The 17,473-nt window shown below is 56.3% G+C and carries 16 protein-coding genes; 10 read left to right on the top strand and 6 right to left on the bottom strand.

Translation table 11 applies throughout. The annotated features are described in order from the left end of the window. Nucleotide 1: 1 nt before the first annotated feature. Nucleotides 2–1,123, top strand: coding sequence for an ABC transporter permease (locus BLV48_RS06620; protein ID WP_091824899.1), 1,122 nt, complete (start codon nt 2–4; stop codon nt 1,121–1,123). A 101-nt stretch (nt 1,124–1,224) separates the two neighbouring features. Here the strand turns inward: BLV48_RS06620 and ftsZ are convergent, their stop codons facing one another. The 3 genes from ftsZ to BLV48_RS19455 all read right to left on the bottom strand — a co-directional run bounded on the left by ftsZ (nt 1,225) and on the right by BLV48_RS19455 (nt 6,023). Beyond that, a complete protein-coding gene (ftsZ, locus tag BLV48_RS06615; RefSeq protein WP_091824897.1) occupies nt 1,225–2,439 on the bottom strand; it encodes a cell division protein FtsZ in 1,215 nt (404 codons plus the stop codon). A gap of 58 nt (nt 2,440–2,497) precedes the next feature. Continuing rightward, nucleotides 2,498–3,757 (bottom strand): cell division protein FtsA, encoded by a 1,260-nt coding sequence (ftsA, locus tag BLV48_RS06610; protein WP_091824894.1) that lies wholly within the window; start codon nt 3,755–3,757, stop codon nt 2,498–2,500. A gap of 463 nt (nt 3,758–4,220) precedes the next feature. Next, nucleotides 4,221–6,023 carry a methyl-accepting chemotaxis protein gene (locus BLV48_RS19455; protein WP_091824891.1) on the bottom strand — a complete coding sequence of 601 codons (1,803 nt, stop codon included), beginning with the start codon at nt 6,021–6,023 and terminating at the stop codon, nt 4,221–4,223. A 229-nt stretch (nt 6,024–6,252) separates the two neighbouring features. Between BLV48_RS19455 and BLV48_RS06600 the strand changes: the two genes are divergently transcribed. Next, complete coding sequence (locus tag BLV48_RS06600) at nt 6,253–7,542, top strand: amidase (protein WP_091824888.1); 1,290 nt, start codon at nt 6,253–6,255, stop codon at nt 7,540–7,542. Here the strand turns inward: BLV48_RS06600 and BLV48_RS06595 are convergent, their stop codons facing one another. Both BLV48_RS06595 and BLV48_RS06590 read right to left on the bottom strand, forming a co-directional pair. Further along, on the bottom strand, nt 7,543–8,169 hold the full coding sequence (locus BLV48_RS06595; RefSeq protein WP_091824885.1) for a gamma-glutamylcyclotransferase: 627 nt from the start codon (nt 8,167–8,169) through the stop codon (nt 7,543–7,545). It lies immediately after the preceding gene. A 4-nt stretch (nt 8,170–8,173) separates the two neighbouring features. Further along, nucleotides 8,174–8,527 carry a hypothetical protein gene (locus BLV48_RS06590; protein WP_091824882.1) on the bottom strand — a complete coding sequence of 118 codons (354 nt, stop codon included), beginning with the start codon at nt 8,525–8,527 and terminating at the stop codon, nt 8,174–8,176. A gap of 134 nt (nt 8,528–8,661) precedes the next feature. Here BLV48_RS06590 and BLV48_RS06585 point away from each other — a divergent pair, with 134 nt between their 5' ends. The 8 genes from BLV48_RS06585 to BLV48_RS06550 all read left to right on the top strand — a co-directional run bounded on the left by BLV48_RS06585 (nt 8,662) and on the right by BLV48_RS06550 (nt 15,655). After that, nucleotides 8,662–9,303, top strand: coding sequence for an O-methyltransferase (locus BLV48_RS06585; protein ID WP_091824879.1), 642 nt, complete (start codon nt 8,662–8,664; stop codon nt 9,301–9,303). Beyond that, entirely contained in the window at nt 9,300–11,363 is a 2,064-nt protein-coding gene (locus BLV48_RS06580) for an intermembrane phospholipid transport protein YdbH family protein (protein WP_091824876.1), read from the top strand. Before BLV48_RS06585 ends, BLV48_RS06580 begins: the two co-directional genes overlap by 4 nt. A 105-nt stretch (nt 11,364–11,468) precedes the next feature. Beyond that, a complete protein-coding gene (locus BLV48_RS06575; RefSeq protein ID WP_091824873.1) occupies nt 11,469–11,669 on the top strand; it encodes a YnbE family lipoprotein in 201 nt (66 codons plus the stop codon). Between the two features lie 10 nt (nt 11,670–11,679). Continuing rightward, nucleotides 11,680–12,018 carry a YdbL family probable chaperone protein gene (locus tag BLV48_RS06570; protein WP_091824871.1) on the top strand — a complete coding sequence of 113 codons (339 nt, stop codon included), beginning with the start codon at nt 11,680–11,682 and terminating at the stop codon, nt 12,016–12,018. Beyond that, nucleotides 12,015–13,079, top strand: coding sequence for a lipid A deacylase LpxR family protein (locus BLV48_RS06565; RefSeq protein WP_254774983.1), 1,065 nt, complete (start codon nt 12,015–12,017; stop codon nt 13,077–13,079). Before BLV48_RS06570 ends, BLV48_RS06565 begins: the two co-directional genes overlap by 4 nt. Nucleotides 13,080–13,188: 109 nt before the next feature. Continuing rightward, entirely contained in the window at nt 13,189–13,560 is a 372-nt protein-coding gene (locus BLV48_RS06560) for a response regulator (protein ID WP_091824869.1), read from the top strand. Further along, a complete protein-coding gene (locus tag BLV48_RS06555; protein WP_091824866.1) occupies nt 13,561–14,184 on the top strand; it encodes a chemotaxis protein CheC in 624 nt (207 codons plus the stop codon). 13 nt (nt 14,185–14,197) lie between these two features. Then, nucleotides 14,198–15,655, top strand: a complete 1,458-nt coding sequence (locus tag BLV48_RS06550; protein ID WP_091824863.1) for a diguanylate cyclase domain-containing protein — start codon at nt 14,198–14,200, stop codon at nt 15,653–15,655. Between the two features lie 7 nt (nt 15,656–15,662). Here BLV48_RS06550 and BLV48_RS06545 read toward each other — a convergent pair whose 3' ends face one another. After that, entirely contained in the window at nt 15,663–17,324 is a 1,662-nt protein-coding gene (locus BLV48_RS06545; RefSeq protein ID WP_091824860.1) for a methyl-accepting chemotaxis protein, read from the bottom strand. Nucleotides 17,325–17,473: the final 149 nt, after the last annotated feature.

Here is a 17,473-nt window from a genome sequence, read left to right as displayed (position 1 = left end):
CATGAAGGTATCCAATATCGCCCAGCTGGGCATCAAGGAACTGCGCAGCCTCTGGCATGACCGGGTGTTACTGTTGCTGATTATCTGGGCCTTCAGCGGCGGCATTTACGCGATGGCCAAAAGCAGTTCGGTGGCGGTCCATAACGCCCCCATTGCCATCGTCGACCAGGATCGATCGCCACTGTCGACACGACTGCAGACACTGTTTACCCCTCCCTGGTTCAAGGCGCCAGACCTGCTTGAAGAGCAGCAGGTGGATCTCGCGCTGGACCGGGGCAACTACACCTTCGTACTGTTTATTCCCCATCGTTTTGAAGCGGACCTGCGGGCAGGCCAGCAGCCCGAGCTGCAGCTGATCATAGATGCCACCCGAATGACCCAGGCTTTTCTCGGCAGCCGTTACATACAGCAGATCGTTCAGCAGGAACTGCTGCAGACACTCAACGACCGCCCGGACAACAGCGAACTGCCGATTCGCCTGGAAACCCGTGTCTGGTTCAACCCCAATCTTGAAAGCAGCTGGTTCGGCAGCGTCATGGAGATCATCAACAACATTACGCTGCTGTCGATCATCCTGACCGGAGCCGCTCTGATTCGTGAACGTGAACACGGCACCCTCGAGCACCTGATGGTGATGCCGCTTACCCCCGCCGAGATCATGCTGGCCAAGTTGACCGCTAACGCCTGCGTCGTCCTCCTGGCCGCCAGCCTGTCGCTGTATCTGGTGGTGCAATGGGCGCTGGGCGTCCCGGTCAGCGGCTCGATCCCCCTGTTCCTGGCCGGAGCCGCCATCCATCTATTTGCCGCTGGCAGTATTGGAATTTTCCTTGGTACTTTGGCTCGCTCAATGCCTCAGTTCGGCCTGCTGCTGATTCTGACCATTCTGCCCCTGCAGCTGCTCAGTGGCGGCATTACCCCCCGCGAAAGCATGCCCGAAACGGTCCAGCAGTTGATGCTGCTGGCGCCCACCACGCACTTTGTCAGCTTTGCCCAGGCGATTCTCTACCGAGGCGCCGGCCTTGCCGTGGTCTGGCCCTCTTTCCTGGCTACCGCCGGTATAGGGCTGGTGTTTTTCCTGCTGACACTGGGGCTGTTCAGGCGCAGTCTTGCGCGAGAGCACTGAGCTTTATCCCTGCCAGACAGCTAACAAAAAACCCGCCGGGCCTTGAGGCCGGGCGGGAATTCAGGAGGGAACCCGAGCACTGCCCGGGGGTGATCACTTAATCAATCAGCCTGACGGCGCAGAAACGCCGGGATATCCAGGAAATCCATATCGTCAGTGCCGGTCTTTTTCATCGGCACTGAATCCATCTGCGTTTCAGCCAGCTCATTCTGCACCGGACGCGCTTTCTCTTCACTCTGGCGGTTGCGCAATACTGTCGGCAGCTCCAGCTGGTTAAAGTCAGCCGTCTTTACCGTACGGGGAGACTGAGCACGCGGAGCGCTGGTATCGCCGTTCACGACACGAGACTCAGCAGCCTGAGCACGTTCCAGACCCGTGGCGACAACAGTCACCTTGAGCTCGTCAGACAGCTCAGGATCGATGACGGTTCCTACCACAATAGTGGCATTTTCAGAGGCATACTCTTCGACCAGATCACCGACCTCGGAGAATTCGCCCAGGCTAAGATCCAGGCCGGCGGTAATGTTAACCAGAATACCGCTGGCGCCTTTCAGGTCGATATCTTCCAGCAGCGGGCTATTAATTGCCGCTTCGGCCGCTTCACGAGCACGATTTTCACCGCGGGCGACACCGGTACCCATCATCGCCATGCCCATTTCAGACATAACGGTACGCACGTCTGCAAAGTCCACGTTGATCATGCCTGGGCGGATGATCAGATCCGCGATCCCCTGCACTGCGCCCTTGAGCACATCATTGGCCGTACCGAAGGCACTGACCAGAGTACAGTTCTTGCCCAGTACCGGCAGCAGTTTTTCATTCGGGATGATGATCAGTGAATCAACATGTTCCTGCAGTTCACGGATCCCCTCTTCGGCTATCTTCTTGCGACGACGACCTTCAAACGGAAATGGCTTGGTCACGACCGCCACGGTCAGAATGCCCATTTCACGAGCCACTTCTGCCACAATCGGAGCGGCACCGGTACCGGTACCGCCACCCATGCCAGCCGTAATGAAGACCATATCAGCACCGGACAGGGTTGCCGCGATACGCTCACGGTCTTCCAGTGCAGCCTGACGGCCCACCTCAGGGTTGGCACCGGCGCCCAGCCCCTTGGTCAGTTCGCCACCGATATGCAGTGCCGTTTTGGCCGCCATGCTGTTCAGTGCCTGCGCATCGGTATTGGCACAGATGAAATCCACACCTTCCAGCTCGGTGGTCACCATGTGGTTGACGGCATTACCGCCGCCGCCACCAACACCGACCACCTTGATTACCGCACTCTGAGGTACACTATCCACCAGCTCAAACATATTTATCCCCTCCAGATACAGCCCCGTTCTGTCGTCGGGTACCGCTGTTTGCCCAAACTTAAAAATTGCCCTGCAGCCAGTTCTTCATACGCGAGATCAGGCTGCCTTCAGCGCTGCACTGTGGCCGCAGGCTGTCTTCATATTCTTCAATTTCCGGCACCGGGCTGACCGGTCCGTGATCCTGGCGTGCGTAGTGCAGCAAGCCGATAACAGTGGCATAAATGGGGTTGCTCAATTGAGCTTCCAAACCGCGGATACCCTGCGGTTTAGCCAGCCGTACCGGCATATGAAAAATCTCTTCCGCCAACTCTACGGCACCTTCCATCTTGGCCGTTCCGCCGGTCAACACAATCCCGGCTGCCACCAAATCCTCAAATCCGCTGCGGCGCAACTCCGACTGCACCAGCGCGAACAACTCTTCATAACGCGGCTCAACCACCTCAGCCAGCGCCTGACGTGACAGATCGCGTGGTGCGCGGTCGCCGACGCTGGGCACCTTGATCATCTCGTCTGACCTGGCCAGCTGAGCCAGTGCACAGGCGTATTTTATCTTGATCTGCTCGGCATGCTGAGTCGGGGTGCGCAGCGCCATGGCAATATCGCTGGTGACCTGGTCACCGGCAATTGGAATGACGGCTGTATGACGGATGGCCCCGCCGGTAAATACGGCAATGTCAGTGGTGCCACCGCCAATATCAACAATACAGACACCCAGATCCTTTTCGTCATCCGTCAGTACGGAGTAACTGGATGCCAGCTGCTGCAGCACCACCGCATCCACTTCAAGACCGCAGCGGCGGACACATTTTTCGACGTTCTGAATCGCGTTAATTGCGCCGGTAATCAGATGAACCTTGGCTTCAAGTCGGACGCCAGACATTCCCAGCGGCTCCTTGATCCCTTCCTGATTATCGATCAGGTATTCCTGCGGCAGAATATGGATGATTTTCTGGTCTGCCGGAATGGCCACGGCACGTGCCGCATCAATTACTCGATCAAGATCGTAGTCGGATACTTCACGATCGCGCACGGCAACGATGCCATGAGAGTTCAGGCTATTAATATGGCTGCCGGCAATGCCCACGGTCACGCCGTGAACCTTACAGCCAGCCATCAGTTCTGCCTCTTCAACCGCGCGCTGGATCGAACTGACCGTCGATTCGATGTTAACCACGACACCGCGTTTCAACCCTCGCGAAGGCTGAGCACCAACACCGATAATTTCGATGGTGCCCTGAGGGGTCAACTCGCCCACCAGACACACCACCTTTGAGGTGCCGATATCGAGTGCAACGATCATGTTATGTGCAGTCACCATATTGTGTGCTCTGAACCCAGCTGGACAGGCGGAAGGGAATAACCCTGATTTCATCTCTGTTGCCATATTACACGCAAAATCCGGGCCAGTTCTTCAAACAGCTACCGAATTAAGCTGCGAGTAAGTATCGCCGGTACATGGTCAAAAAATCAACAACCAGCACGTTATTTTATATCGGCAAGTTTTTGCCGTTGTTTAGCGTTTTTTCGTTATTTTTCAGCAACCTGCTTTGCCCAAGGGTGAATAGAGTTGCCGCTGGTTAAAATAAAATCAATTTATTTTCATGATACCATCATCAATATTTAATTTTGAATAACATATGATTATTCAAAACTTTATTTTGACGAAACGCGAAATAATCAATATTTGATTTTGATTTTTATGGCCTTAAGTTTTGGGATTTTGACGAAAAAAAAGCGGCAACCCGATGTCGGTATGCCGCCTTCAGATGACCCTGTGAGCGTCAGTCGCGGGTCGCGTTGAGCAGGTGATCAGGTGTAAAGGCAACGCAGAAGCTGCCCCAGCGACGCCCATTTACGAACAGGGGAACCGACAAGGAGTTAAGAATTTCGCCGGTATCACGGATGAAGGTCTGAAGCAGGAACGGGGAGTCGTGGGAAGCACGGCGGATTTCGGCGCGCGTTCCGGCAAAAATGCGGCGGTGACGACTTTGAGCGTTATCCACTTCAAAATCACCCGTAAGCGGCTTGGATACGCGCGTATTGTTCGCCGGACAGTAACCATTCAAATCAAATCCAGCAGCCACCAGGAAAGCGTCGTTTTCGGTAATACAGCGGTCAAACAGTGGCCGTAGCCTGGCTTCGTAGGCATCCGTGTAGCGAGTATCATACTTCTCCGGCAACTGGTCCTTGTTGGTACGAACATAATTGGTATCGAACAGGTCCAGCCCCTGATCCGCCAGGTTCTCCAGCTCGGCCTCCACCATACGCGCCCATTCCCGGGTTGTGGTGATGATCTGCTCAAAACCGCCATAACCGATCGTGAAGCGCGACAGCAGCTCCTGCATCTCTTCGGTTGCACCATCCAGCTCCTGCGAGTGCTGGCTCGACACTTCCATTTCCTGCCGAATGCTGTCAGCCAACCGGGTTATATCGGACACCTGTTCATGACTGTGTCGGTTGGTGTAGGAGAGCTCTTCAATGGCGGCACTGATCTCGCCCAACTGGCTGTTCAGTGCTTCAAAATCACTCACCATGGTGCTGAAGCGACGACTGGTCTGAGAAATGAAGCCATCTGTATCCGACACGTTCTGCATAATCACTTCAGCCCCGCTGCGGGTACTTTCCACCAGCGACACCATTGCGTTGATCTTGCTGTCGATTTCGCCGGTGGCGGTGTTCACTTTCTGGGACAGCGTACGCACTTCATCCGCGACCACGGCAAACCCCCGCCCGGCTTCACCGGCACGCGCCGCTTCAATGGACGCATTCAGCGCCAGCAGGTTGGTCTGCTCAGAGAACCCTTGCACCAGAGAAAGGATACTGATGATACTGGCGGAATTTTCCGCCAGCTGCCCCACCACCTGTTGAAACTCCTTTACCTGAGTTTCGATGGTTGCTACCTGCTCACTGACCCGCATGAGCTCTGCACTGGAATCCTTCACCTCAGCCAGGTTGTGGCTGTTGCGCTCGGAAATGCTTTGAGTGTGTGCAGCGATTCCCTCGATCGCCGTGGTGGACTCCTGACTGGCCTGAAACACGGCCTGCGCCTTCGACACCTGCTCTTCGGCCGACCCCTTTGCCGCCAGTACCACCTTTTGCAGCTGACTGGCACTGAGCGACACCCTCACACTGCGCTGACGAGTATCGGCAATCATCTGCTTCAGGCTGGCCGAGAAGTCATTGTAGCTTACCGCCATGCGTGCGATCTCATCCTGAGTCTGTACCGGCAGGGTTGCAGAGATGTCGCCATCCTTGTCTTTCACCGCCCGCAGGACCCGCGTCATGCTGTGAATCGGTCGCAGAAAAAGATGACGCATGAAAAACAGCGCGAAAGCGGCTATCACCAGGGTGAACACCAACATGGCACCCGCGATCATACCGGTGGTGTGCGCCAGCTGCGCCACCTGTTCTTCTGCCGCGGGTGTATCGACCAACACCACCTGCAGATCCCGCAGGGATAAATGCAGCCAGTAGCCAAGGCCGATCAAAATCAGGCTGGGGAACACAAGGAAAAGCACATTGCCGCAGATTTTGCGGGTCAGGCTGTGGAAGAAAGTTTTTTCAATACTCTGGTAGAGACTCATCGGGGCACACTCATTATTGTTATGTTGCTACTTTGGTCGGAGTCGCATGCAGCAGACGAAAAGAGTAATGCTGATTACGTTTACAGGCAACCATGCGTGATACATGTGGTGTAAAAACCTGTAACAATTTGTAACGGATTGATTAATGGTGCTTTACCCCTGCCCCGTATGGCGCCAAACTGATGCCCCGACTCTTTCCCCGCCGTATTGACCCCGTGGAGTGGCGCAGATGAACAGTAACAAGTTGGCAACCCCCATGAGCCTGCGAAAGGCCCTTACCCTTATCGAGGAAGGTCACTGTACCGCACTGGAACTGCTGGAAGCCTGCCTTGCCCAAATCGAGGCCCGCGAGCCTGAGGTCGGTGCCTGGCAACACCGCCTTGACGCCAAAACCTGCCTGGAAAATTACCGCAACAACCAGTCGTTTTATGAAGCCAGCCTGCTGAAAGGGCTGCCCATCGGTATCAAGGACATCATCGATACCGCCAGTATGCCGACCGAGATGGGGTCCCCCATCCACAAGGGCCGCCAGCCGGTTGACGATGCCAGCTGTGTTGCACTTCTGCGCCAGGCCGGCGGCATTATTATCGGCAAGACGGTCACAACCGAATTCGCCTATTTCAAGCCCGGCAAGACCGCTAACCCACGCGATCTGAAACGAACGCCAGGCGGCTCTTCCAGTGGTTCGGCGGCGGCTGTCGCCGATGGAATGGTGCCAGCGGCACTGGGCTCACAGACTGCTGCATCCGTGATCCGGCCCGCCGCCTACTGCGGTACGGTGGGTTATGTGGGTACTCGCGGGGAGTTTTCGCTGCGTGGCATCCAGCCACTGGGACAATCACTGGACTCGCTCGGCCTGTTCAGCCGCCAGGTTGAAGATATCGAACTGCTGCGCGCCATTCTGCTGCGCCAGCCAGAGCCGATGACCACAGCCGACGCCCTGCAGCCCAAACGCATCCTTCTGTGTCGGGGCGATGCCGCCGGTGAGGTCGAGCCGGACATGGCAGACGCCATCGAGCGGGCCGCTACCACTCTGCGCACTCAAGGGGTTGACGTAATAGAGCCCGACAACAGTGACTGGCTAGGTGAGCTGGTACAGCATCATGGCCTGATAATGGCGTATGAGGCGGCTCGCAACCTGGCACTTGAATCAGGCCAGCCTGACCTTCTGAGTCCGGCGCTGCAGGATCTGATTTCAACGGGCCTGGCGACCCCGCGCGCCGATTATCTGGCATCCCTGCAAGCAGTGGCGGATATCCGTGACACGCTGGCTCAACGCTACCCGGATGTAGATGCCATGCTCGCACCGGCCGCACCGGGCGTGGCGCCCGAAGGACACGAACGCACCGGCGCTCCCCATATGAGCCGCCCATGGCAGGCGATGGGGCTGCCGGTGGTAACACTGCCGGGGCTGACGGATGCCGACAACCTGCCGCTGGGGATTCAACTGATCGGGCAACCGCACAGCGATGACGACCTGCTGCGCATCGCACGCTGGCTGGAACCGCTGCTGAGCTGATCAGCGGTAGCTGTACTCAACCACCTCGGCCGGAATCAGGCCGGGGTTATCCGCCAGATATTGACGCACAGAGCGTCCGTCAGCGGTGAAACTGGTATCAAGAAAATTCTGCAGCACCGACTCGCCCTGAGTGGCCGCAGACTGCAGACAGAAAGCCAGATAGCGCGGGTTGGGCAGAATATCGCGTCGCCAGAGCGGACCCGCGTAATACTGCCCGACCCGGCGCTGATATTCCGCCTCAGTGACACATTTGTTGAGGCGGTAATCCGTATCCGAATAGCCTGTGCACATGCGTCCTCGAGAAGGCTCACCCGTGTCCAGATGACACGTTTTCACCTCGATCCAGCGATAACGATGCTCGCGTTCGTACAGTTCCAAAAAGTCAGACTCGCTGCACTCGAACTGAGCGGCAATGATATCGATACCGTCTGCCGCTTCGGTGGAGCATGAGGCCAGCTCCAAACTGTCCGGCGGCATACCATGCCGACTGATGAACACGATGCCTACCTTATCAAACACGCGGCGATAGCCTGGCACTCGCACCAAACGGTAATTGCTTAGATTCGGAACAGTTTCGCGCGCGGACTGCTCCGACAGCAGCGAGCCATACCCCACAACGGAAATCATGGCGTTACCAGAAGTACCAAAGGGCCACAATGGACGCCAACACCAGCGGCAGCATCAGCAACAACGCCTTGAGGTCACCCAGCAGGCGTTGAACCAGCACCAGATGCACCACCGGAAAGGTGATGAACAGGCAACTGACGGGAATCCACCAGTCAAGATGCCGAATACCATAAGCCAGCGCGCCGATCAGTGTCAGCGCTCCCAGGTTGCCGGCCATCACCACGGTCACCGCACCGTTGCGGGTCTGCATGAACGCCGGGCGCTTCTCTTCCGGCAACTTGTTCAGTGCTCCGGCACTCAGTGCCGCCGACATGGACACCAGGCCCGTCGCCAGAAACAGATACAAAGCTTCGTACATCAGAACTCTCCTTCAAATCAGCGCAGATTGTAAAAGATCAGGCCGCATTTCGGTATCAATATCCCTGACCGGGAAAATTGCTGCGGGGTAATGCTAGAATTGCACTTTGCCGTTTGTGATTCAGGTACACCACCATGCCCGACTTTCTGGTTGATGAAACCATTGAAGACTATGCCTTTGTTAACACTCGCTCAGAGCCGCCACTGCTGCAGGAGCTGATCGACCAGACCAACCTCAGCATGGGCTGGCCGCAAAAACTGTCGGGCCGCCTGGTAGGCCGCACGTTGAAAATGCTCAGTGCCCTGGCACAGCCAAGGCAGGCACTGGAGATCGGCATGTTCACCGGCTACTCCGCCCTATCAATCGCAGAAGGCATGCCAGCCGATGGAAAGCTGATCTGCTGTGAAACCAACCCTCGTGCTATCGAATTTGCCAAGGGCTTTTTCGATCGCAGCGAGCACGGTCACAAGATCGAGGTAATTTTCGGCCGTGCGCTGGATACGCTGGAAACACTGGATCTGGAGCTGGATTTCACCTTCATCGATGCCGACAAGCGTAACTACCTCAACTACTATCAGCGCGTTAAACAGATGACCCGTCCCGGTGGGCTGATTATCCTCGACAACGTACTTTGGTCAGGTAAGGTGGTACAGCCCGAATCCGAGATTGACGACATTCTGGTTGAAACCAACCGCTTCATCGCCGCCGATCCCGAGGTGGAAAACGTGTTTTTGACCGTGCGCGACGGCCTTAACGTAGTCCGCAAGCTGCCATGAAGAAGTGGCTGGGCCTGCTGTTTCTGCTGCCACTGTTGCTGGCAGGCCTTGTGTGGCTGTCCCTGCCGTGGAGTGCCCAGTATCTGATCGAGCGCTGGCTGACTGAACAGGGCTTCGTTGCACCCGCATTCAATATGCGCCACCCCTCATGGGAAAAGCTTCATATTGATCACCTAAGTGTCAGTCAAACCGGCGATGGCCGGCGTGTAACACTCAGCGCCGATCATGTTGAGCTGCATTTCGACCCGATCAACCTGTTGCAGGGACAGCTGGCAGAGCTGCGCGTGCAACAGGCTCGTCTCGATATCGTTGCGGATCATTCGCTCAAAGGCCGTGCTGAACAACTTCAACTACAACCCGACCCGATCGATCTGACCCGTTTTCATCCGCGGCAGCTGTTCAGTTACGCCCCTTCGAGACGACTGGTGATTGCCCAACTGGAGCTAAACTACACTGCGCCGGAGCAACCACCCCTGACCCTGCTTGGCAATGTGGATCTGGAGCCACAGCTACTGCAGAGCCGAATGCAGATCCAACTGGATCAGCAACCGCTTGGTTATCTTGATCTCAACTTTGATCCCGACTATAAGCTGCAGCTGAGTGTGAGCAACACCCAGCAACCATTACTGCAGAGCCAACTACAGCTGTCCCCTGACGCACAAAACTGGCGTTTTGAAGCCGATACTACGGTTCATCTCCAGCACCTGCTCCCTGCCCTTGAGTCATTGCAGATTTCACTGCCACAAGAGGTGCGCCGACTCAGTGGCGTGCTGAAGCTTAACAGTCAGCTGGAATTGCCGGTCCAGCTGACACCTGACGCGCAAACAATGCTGCATCTCGACAGTCGGCACGACATTGCCGCTCAGCTCAGGTTGCCCGGCCAAAATTCCATGCCCGGCAGCAATCTGAACCTGCAAGCCGGCCTGCAATTCCTTGATGGCTCAATTCGCCTGCAATTGAAACCCTCTACCCGGCTGGTACTCCAGCAGCCGGATATTCCAGAATTGCCGCCGATCAATTTGAGTGCCGACCTGCAACTGCAGCCACACCTTATGCAAATAAATGGTGTGGTCGGCCTGCGCACACAGGAACCTCCGTTGCAGCTGGACACCGAACTGATACTGGATGCCAACCTCAATGGCCAAGCCAGCCTGAACCTGCAACCTGTTCAACTTGCTGCACTGTTACCGGCATTACAACGTTTACTGCCTCAGCAGACAACTTGGCCTGATATTCACCAGGGGCAACTTCAGGCCGGGGGTGAACTCCGTTTGAGTAAAGGTGATTGGCAACTGGAGCTGCGGCCAGCACTGACCAGAGTCAATCTCAGCCTGGACAACACTCATATCCACAGCCTGAATCTGGATAGCCAGATCGAGCTTGCGCCAAGTGGACGTTTCAGCGCACGCGGCAACTTCAGTATCGACCATACCGATACGGGCCTTAGGGTCCATGGCCCTGACCTCGACTACATCCTGACCGGCTATGGCAACAGCCAATACTGGCTGCAGTTGACCCCTTTCAGCCTGTCAGCCTTGGATGGCATCATCGCAGTACCGGCGCTGGGGTTTGATCCGCTCAAGCCTGAACTCGACACTCGCCTGGCCGTCTCGGCCTTTGACCTGAGCCGGATTCTGGAGCTGTACCCCCAGGAGGGCCTTTATGGCAGCGGTGTGCTGGGTGGAGAGCTGCCCATCCGTATCAACGGCAATAAGGTCAGCATCCAAAACGGCCACCTGCTCAGCGGCGCAGAAGGTGGCGTGATCCGCTATCAACCCTCTCCTGAAGTCGCGCTGATGGGACAACAGAACCCCGGTATTCAACTGGCACTGGGAGCCCTGACAGACCTGCGCTTTGAACTGTTGGACCTTAAGCTGGACTACCAGCCCAACGGTGATGCCGATATGAGAGCCCGGCTTAAGGGACACAATCCTGGCTGGCAGCAGGGCCGACCGGTCGATCTTAACCTGAATATAGAGGAGAACCTGCTTGACCTGTTACGCACGCTTCAGCTCACAGGCCGTGTCACCGACTCCATCGACCGTCGTTTCCGCCGCTAGCCCGTTCCCGTTAAGGCTGCTTTCAGCTAAGCTGCTGCTCAATGGAAACCATTGATGCGATTCTGTGTCAGACCGCATACAGCCCAGCAAGAAAAGGAACCTATTATGCCCAGCCGACAACTGCTGCCCGCCACGCTCTGCGCGCTTGGTCTGCTTGTCGCAGCCGGCTGCACCCCTACCGTGCAAGTGGCCGCGCCGTCCGAGCCGATCACCATCAATCTCAACGTCAAGATCAAGCATGAGATTCTGGTCAAGGTCGACAAGGAAATTGACTCCATGCTGGATGAAAACAGCGAACTTTTCTGAGGGGCGAACCATGTTGCGCACATTGAGTAAAATTCTGACCACAGGCCTGTTGGCTGTAAGCCTGAGCATGCCCGCCTTTGCCCTGTCACTGGACGAAGCCAAATCCAGCGGCGTTGTAGGTGAAAGAGCCACCGGCTACCTCGGCATCGTGACCTCCAGCCCCAGTGCCGATGTAAAGGCGATGGTGAATGAAATCAACAACAAACGCCGCGCGCTGTATCAACAAAAAGCCAGCAAGGCTGGGGTTTCACTGGACGTAATGGAGCTGCGTACCGGCCAGCGCCTGCAGGAAATGACCCCAGCCGGAGAGTATATTCAGGATGGTAACGGTCAGTGGCGTCGAAAGTGAAACAAGTCCTCTGTCTTCTGAGCCTCGGCTGCCTGGCTTCGGCGGTAACCGCAGCCGAACAACCGCCAGCGGAATCGCCCTCGCTCAACCCGGATCAAAGCTGGACAGCCAATTTCTATTTTGAAAACGACCTGTTCAGCGATACTGACCAGCAATACACCAACGGTGTGCGGCTATCGTTTGTATCTCCGGAAATCGACAACTTTATCGATGACCCAGACCTGCCCGGCTGGATGCGTGATGCCAACCGCCTGCTGGCACCGCTTGACCCCGAGCCTGTTCGTCTTGGCGAAGACGTGAGCCGCCGCCTGATCTTCACCTTGGGGCAACTAATGTATACGCCGGAGGATCGCGAGCGTACCAGCATCGACCCGACCGACCGCCCCTATGCAGGCTGGTTGTACATGGGCTTTGGCTACCATACCCAAACCCGAAAACAGATGAACTCCTTTGAGGTGAATCTTGGTATGGTTGGCCCTGCCGCACTGGCACAGGAGTCACAGGACTTCATCCACGACCTTCGCGGTATCGACAATTTTAACGGCTGGCATAACCAGTTGCGCAATGAACCGGGGCTGCAGCTGGTGTATGAACACAAGAACCGTTGGCTGCGTCAGTCACTGGGCAAAGGCTGGGAGCATGAAGTCCTGCTGCATGCCGGTGGCAGCCTCGGCAACGTCGCAACCTATCTGAATACCGGGGCTGAGTATCGTATCGGCAAGCACCTGCCACATGACTTTGGCACCTCGGCGCTGCGCCCGGGGGGCGACAACAGCGTTCCGGGACGGGGCGATCCTCGCTTTCGACATCACTGGGGCATTCACGGCTTTGTGTCTGTTGACGGCCGTTGGGTACTGCGGGACATTTTTCTTGATGGTAACACCTGGCGCAGCAGTCACAGTGTCGACAAGGAACCACTGGTCGGCGATGTCGCCTTTGGCATTGCGGCCACGTGGCAACAGTGGAAGCTGTCTTACGCCCGCATCTACCGCACACGTCAGTTTGAAACTCAGCAGGGCAACCATAATTTCGGCTCTCTTGCCGTTTCCTATACATTTTAATATCTGTATCAACGTCAGCTGATTTAAGGGTAATTCCGTAAATCAGCTGACTAAAATTGCTTCACTTGTTAAACTTCTCGCTTTATTCCTGCAACGACACGCTGACACCATGACAACAACAAAACCGATCAACCTGCTGCTGGTTGATGACAGTCGTATTGCACGTCTCAGTCTCAGCCGTCAGCTGAAATCTCTGGGCCTGGAACTGAATTTGCTGGAGGCTGATTCAGCTGATGCAGCCGAGTCCCTGCTGCAGAGTCAAGCCGCCGATATCGCCCTGATCGATTTCAACATGCCCGGTCGTGATGGCCTCGAACTGGCCGAGGCGCTCAATGCCCGTTTTCCGCAATTGCGGATGGCGCTGGTGACCGCCAACATACAGGACGCGCTGGCCCAGCGCGCCCGCGGCATGGGCATGGCGTTCCTGCCCAAGCCCACCACCGCCGAGCAGCTCGCTGCCTTTGTCTGTCAGGAGGCGTGAATGGACCTGTTCAGCGCCGATGAGCACGACCTGATTGTAGAGCTGATGAACCTGGGGGTTGGCCGTGCCGCTAACGCCCTGTCACAGCTGGTCAATGACGAAGTCCTGTTGTCGGTCCCGCGTGTAGAGTTCATCTCTGTGCCCGAAGCTCAGGCGGCCTTCCGCAAGGACTTGCCCTCATTTTTGGCCGGTGTGTTGCAGGATTTTGAAGGTTTTATCAATGGCCGTGCCGCGCTGCTGTTCCCGGAAGCCCGAAGCCTGGAGCTGGTAAACGCCATGATCGGTGAAGAACTCAGTGCCAATGAGATCACCGAGCTGGAACAGGAGACCCTGGCGGAGCTGGGCAACATCCTGCTCAACAATTGCCTGGCCACGTTGGCCAATCAGTTGAAGCAGCAGGTTCAGACCGATATTCCCAAAGCGTTCAGCGTCAGTGCAGCCGACCTGCCCAGCACCCTGAGCCTGTACGACTCAGACAACGAAAACACGCTGGTAATGCTGGTTCAAATCGATTTCAGTCTGCGACACAGTGCACTGCGCGGCTATTTAGCCTTCATTATTGACCTGCGCTCGGCTGATACGTTTATTACCGCCCTTCGCAGCTACCTTGCTGAGTTGTTGTAAGCAGGAATCGCATATGCACCAGACTGAACTCCAGAGTGCCTGCCTGTCCGATAGCCTCGAAAATCTCGACTGCACCGAACTGCTGCACAGCCTCGATGGCGGTGTCTTGCTGCTGGACGATGAGTGCCGCATCATTTTTTGCAATCGCTGGTTCAGCCGCCACACAGGTTTGACCGAACAGCAGATTGTTGGTCACACCATTGAAAGTCTGTTTTCCGCACAACTGCCCCTCGCTTTACTGGACGCCATTGAAAGCGGATGCCGGCTGCGCATGGGCCGCATTCTGTCACATCAGTTACACAAACGACTGCTTCCGCTTTGGCGACGCGGACCCGGGGGTGAACAGACGCCTCTGTACCAATCGATCCTGATCAAACCGCTCAGCCACAGTAACCTGACGCTGGTGCAGTGCCTCGACATCACCAATGCCGTCAAACGCGAGCAACACCTGCGCGCCAGCGAACGCATATTACGGCTGGAACGCAGTGTGCTGGAGCTGATCGCCACCGGTGATTCGCTGGAAGAGGTCTTGCTGCAGCTGTGCAATACTGTTGAAAGCCTTGTGCCGGGCGCCAGCGCGGCAATACTCCTGCCTGACGAAAGCGGTCGACGCCTGCATATCAAAAGCGCTCCGAACCTGCCCGGACATTTCCTGCAGCGCCGTGAGGGACTGGGCTTGACGGCAGAAGGCACCACCTGTGCACAGGCGTACCTCAGCCGTGGGCTCACAATCTGCCCGGATATCCATCAGGACAACAACTGGAACCATTGGCGTGACCAGGCACAACGCTACGGCATCGCTGCCTGCTGGGCCCAGCCGATCATAGCGGCCTATGATGAAGTGATCGGGGTGTTCGCCTGTTATCCACACAACCCGGCGGTGCCGGACGACACTCAGCGTCAGCTGCTGCAGCGCATGGCCCATTTGGCCGCGATCGCAATGGAGCGACACAAGCGCATCGAACGTATCCGATTTCTGGCGATGCACGACCCGCTGACAGGACTGCCCAACCGCAGCCTGCTCAACGAGCACCTGGGACGCAACCTGCGTCGCGCACATCGCGAAGGCAATCAGTTTGCGCTTATGTTCATCGATCTTGACGGTTTCAAGCAGATCAACGACCTGCATGGACACGATGCCGGTGATGACCTGCTGTCGGTGTTGTCCGGCCGCATTACCGAGCAGCTTCGCGGTACCGACACCTGCGCACGCATTGGTGGAGATGAGTTTGTAGTAATGCTGGAAACCGTCACCACAACGGAAGCGTCAGAGCAGGTGGCAGAAAAGCTGCTGGAATGCCTCAGCCGTCCGGTCAAGCGCGGCCAACTGCAGTTGCAGGTGTCCGCCTCAATCGGCATTGCACTTTATCCACAGGATGGCAGCAGCGCGGATGCCCTGCTGACCCGTGCCGACGATGCCATGTACCGTGCCAAGGCACTGGGCAAGAATCGCTGGCACCGACTGGATTAATGCAGGCTTAGTGCCGGAACTTGCTGACAGCCTTTTTCAACTGCATGGCAAGCGCCGCAATCTCCTGACTGGTCGCCGCTACACTGTCAGCCGCTGTAGATGTTTCATCCGCAGCCATATTGATGCGAGTGAGGTTCTGGTTCATCTCATCGGCGACTGAGCTCTGCTCTTCAGCAGCACTGGCGATTTGAGTATTCATATCATTCATTCGCATGATCTGCTGAATAATCGCCTCCAGCGCTTCATTGGCACGCGCAGCCTTTTCCACTCCATCACTGGCCTGCTGCTGCCCCTGCTGCATCACTTTGGCCGCCTTGACCGCAGCCGCCTGCAGGTGGCTGATCATGTCATGAATTTCAGTGGTTGACGTTTGGGTGCGGCCGGCCAGGCTGCGCACCTCATCCGCCACCACCGCAAAGCCACGCCCCTGCTCACCGGCACGAGCAGCCTCAATGGCTGCGTTCAATGCCAACAGATTGGTCTGTTCCGCGATCTCCCGAATCACATCCACAACCTTGCCTATCGCCTGAGCATCTTCTGCCAGCTCCGCTATTACCTGCGCGGCTGATTCAACCTCGGATGCCAGATGGTTCATACCATCAACGCTGTCGGTCACCACCGACTGACCATGGTGAGCCGACTCATCCGCTGCCGTAGCGCTTTCGGCAGCGGTTGCCGCACTCTTGGCCACGTCATGCACGGTGGCGTTCATCTCATACATGGCAGTTGCCACCAGATCGGTTTCAGCCTTTTGTGCCTGAATGCCACTGCGCGATTGCTCGGCCATGGCAGCCCCGCGCTCGGCCTGCTCACTCAGAGACTCACCAACCTGACCAATTTCACGTGACAATTGGGCAAGGCTGTTGCGGGTCTGGATGAAGCGCTGGGTGATACGCCCCACCTCATCTTCATTCGAAGCAAACGGCAATGTCTGGTCTCTGAAGTCCCCGGCCGCCATGTTGTCGGCAATACTGCCCAGATTATCCATGCCGCGGTTGATACGGCGCGTAACAAAGAGGGCAAAACCAAACGCCAACAACAGCCCAATAACGCCGACGGACAGTAATTGAATATTCAACAACCCGGCAGTTGCACTCATTTCAGCGCGTGCTTCCTGCGCCCCCTTCAACTTGCGGTCACTCAAGTCGGCACGCGCCTTGTCAGCCGCGGCAAAGAGTGGATTGACCTGTTGCAGAATCTGCCAGTTGGCTCCCACATAATTACCCTTTTCAATCAGGTCCAAAGTCGGACTCACGCCTTTTTCAAAAAATTTCTCGAACTCCTGTTCAAAGGCGCGAGCCAACTGTGCTGCTTCTTCGCCGTGGTGGACTGACATAAACGCCTGCCACAGGGTTCGAACCTGCTGCTCGTAGTCACGAACCAGATTGGTATGCAGACTGGTAGGATGGTTGTGGGCCTTGACGAATTCAGTCCCAGGCTGGTGCTGAATACTCAACAGCAGCTGCGCACGAATATCCCCCATCAAACCGCCAATGCGCTCCACCTGATACAGCGGCACCATGCGACGGTCGAAGTTATCATCAAACTGAAACGCTTCGTATTTGAGGCCATACATGGCAAAGCCGGTCAGGGCCACAACCACCAGAAGAAAAAGCGCCACAAGCATGCGAAGCAGGTTTTTGATCGAGCCGAACAGACTAATGTGCATAGAAACTCCTTGAGTGGGGGCAGTCCTGAATAAAATATGTAGTTATTCTAATACAGTTGAACACCTGTTTGTATAAGAATAATCTCATTGATCGATCTTACGCATGGCACCTGACAAATATATCGCGCAGAAAGCGCCGTGTAAGTGAT

This window comes from Marinobacterium iners DSM 11526 (assembly GCF_900107855.1).
Taxonomy (GTDB): Bacteria; Pseudomonadota; Gammaproteobacteria; order Pseudomonadales; family Balneatricaceae; genus Marinobacterium; species Marinobacterium iners.
Note: the sequence above shows the minus strand (reverse complement) of the source record. Positions and strands in the feature narration are given on the sequence as shown.

What these genes read in the sequence shown, in the direction of transcription:
- BLV48_RS06620 (WP_091824899.1), top strand. Translation starts at nt 2, where the DNA reads ATGAAGGTATCCAATATCGCCCAGCTGGGCATCAAGGAACTGCGCAGC.
- ftsZ (WP_091824897.1), bottom strand. Translation starts at nt 2,439, where the DNA reads ATGTTTGAGCTGGTGGATAGTGTACCTCAGAGTGCGGTAATCAAGGTG.
- ftsA (WP_091824894.1), bottom strand. Translation starts at nt 3,757, where the DNA reads ATGGTGACTGCACATAACATGATCGTTGCACTCGATATCGGCACCTCA.
- BLV48_RS19455 (WP_091824891.1), bottom strand. Translation starts at nt 6,023, where the DNA reads ATGAGTCTCTACCAGAGTATTGAAAAAACTTTCTTCCACAGCCTGACC.
- BLV48_RS06600 (WP_091824888.1), top strand. Translation starts at nt 6,253, where the DNA reads ATGAACAGTAACAAGTTGGCAACCCCCATGAGCCTGCGAAAGGCCCTT.
- BLV48_RS06595 (WP_091824885.1), bottom strand. Translation starts at nt 8,169, where the DNA reads ATGATTTCCGTTGTGGGGTATGGCTCGCTGCTGTCGGAGCAGTCCGCG.
- BLV48_RS06590 (WP_091824882.1), bottom strand. Translation starts at nt 8,527, where the DNA reads ATGTACGAAGCTTTGTATCTGTTTCTGGCGACGGGCCTGGTGTCCATG.
- BLV48_RS06585 (WP_091824879.1), top strand. Translation starts at nt 8,662, where the DNA reads ATGCCCGACTTTCTGGTTGATGAAACCATTGAAGACTATGCCTTTGTT.
- BLV48_RS06580 (WP_091824876.1), top strand. Translation starts at nt 9,300, where the DNA reads ATGAAGAAGTGGCTGGGCCTGCTGTTTCTGCTGCCACTGTTGCTGGCA.
- BLV48_RS06575 (WP_091824873.1), top strand. Translation starts at nt 11,469, where the DNA reads ATGCCCAGCCGACAACTGCTGCCCGCCACGCTCTGCGCGCTTGGTCTG.
- BLV48_RS06570 (WP_091824871.1), top strand. Translation starts at nt 11,680, where the DNA reads ATGTTGCGCACATTGAGTAAAATTCTGACCACAGGCCTGTTGGCTGTA.
- BLV48_RS06560 (WP_091824869.1), top strand. Translation starts at nt 13,189, where the DNA reads ATGACAACAACAAAACCGATCAACCTGCTGCTGGTTGATGACAGTCGT.
- BLV48_RS06555 (WP_091824866.1), top strand. Translation starts at nt 13,561, where the DNA reads ATGGACCTGTTCAGCGCCGATGAGCACGACCTGATTGTAGAGCTGATG.
- BLV48_RS06550 (WP_091824863.1), top strand. Translation starts at nt 14,198, where the DNA reads ATGCACCAGACTGAACTCCAGAGTGCCTGCCTGTCCGATAGCCTCGAA.
- BLV48_RS06545 (WP_091824860.1), bottom strand. Translation starts at nt 17,324, where the DNA reads ATGCACATTAGTCTGTTCGGCTCGATCAAAAACCTGCTTCGCATGCTT.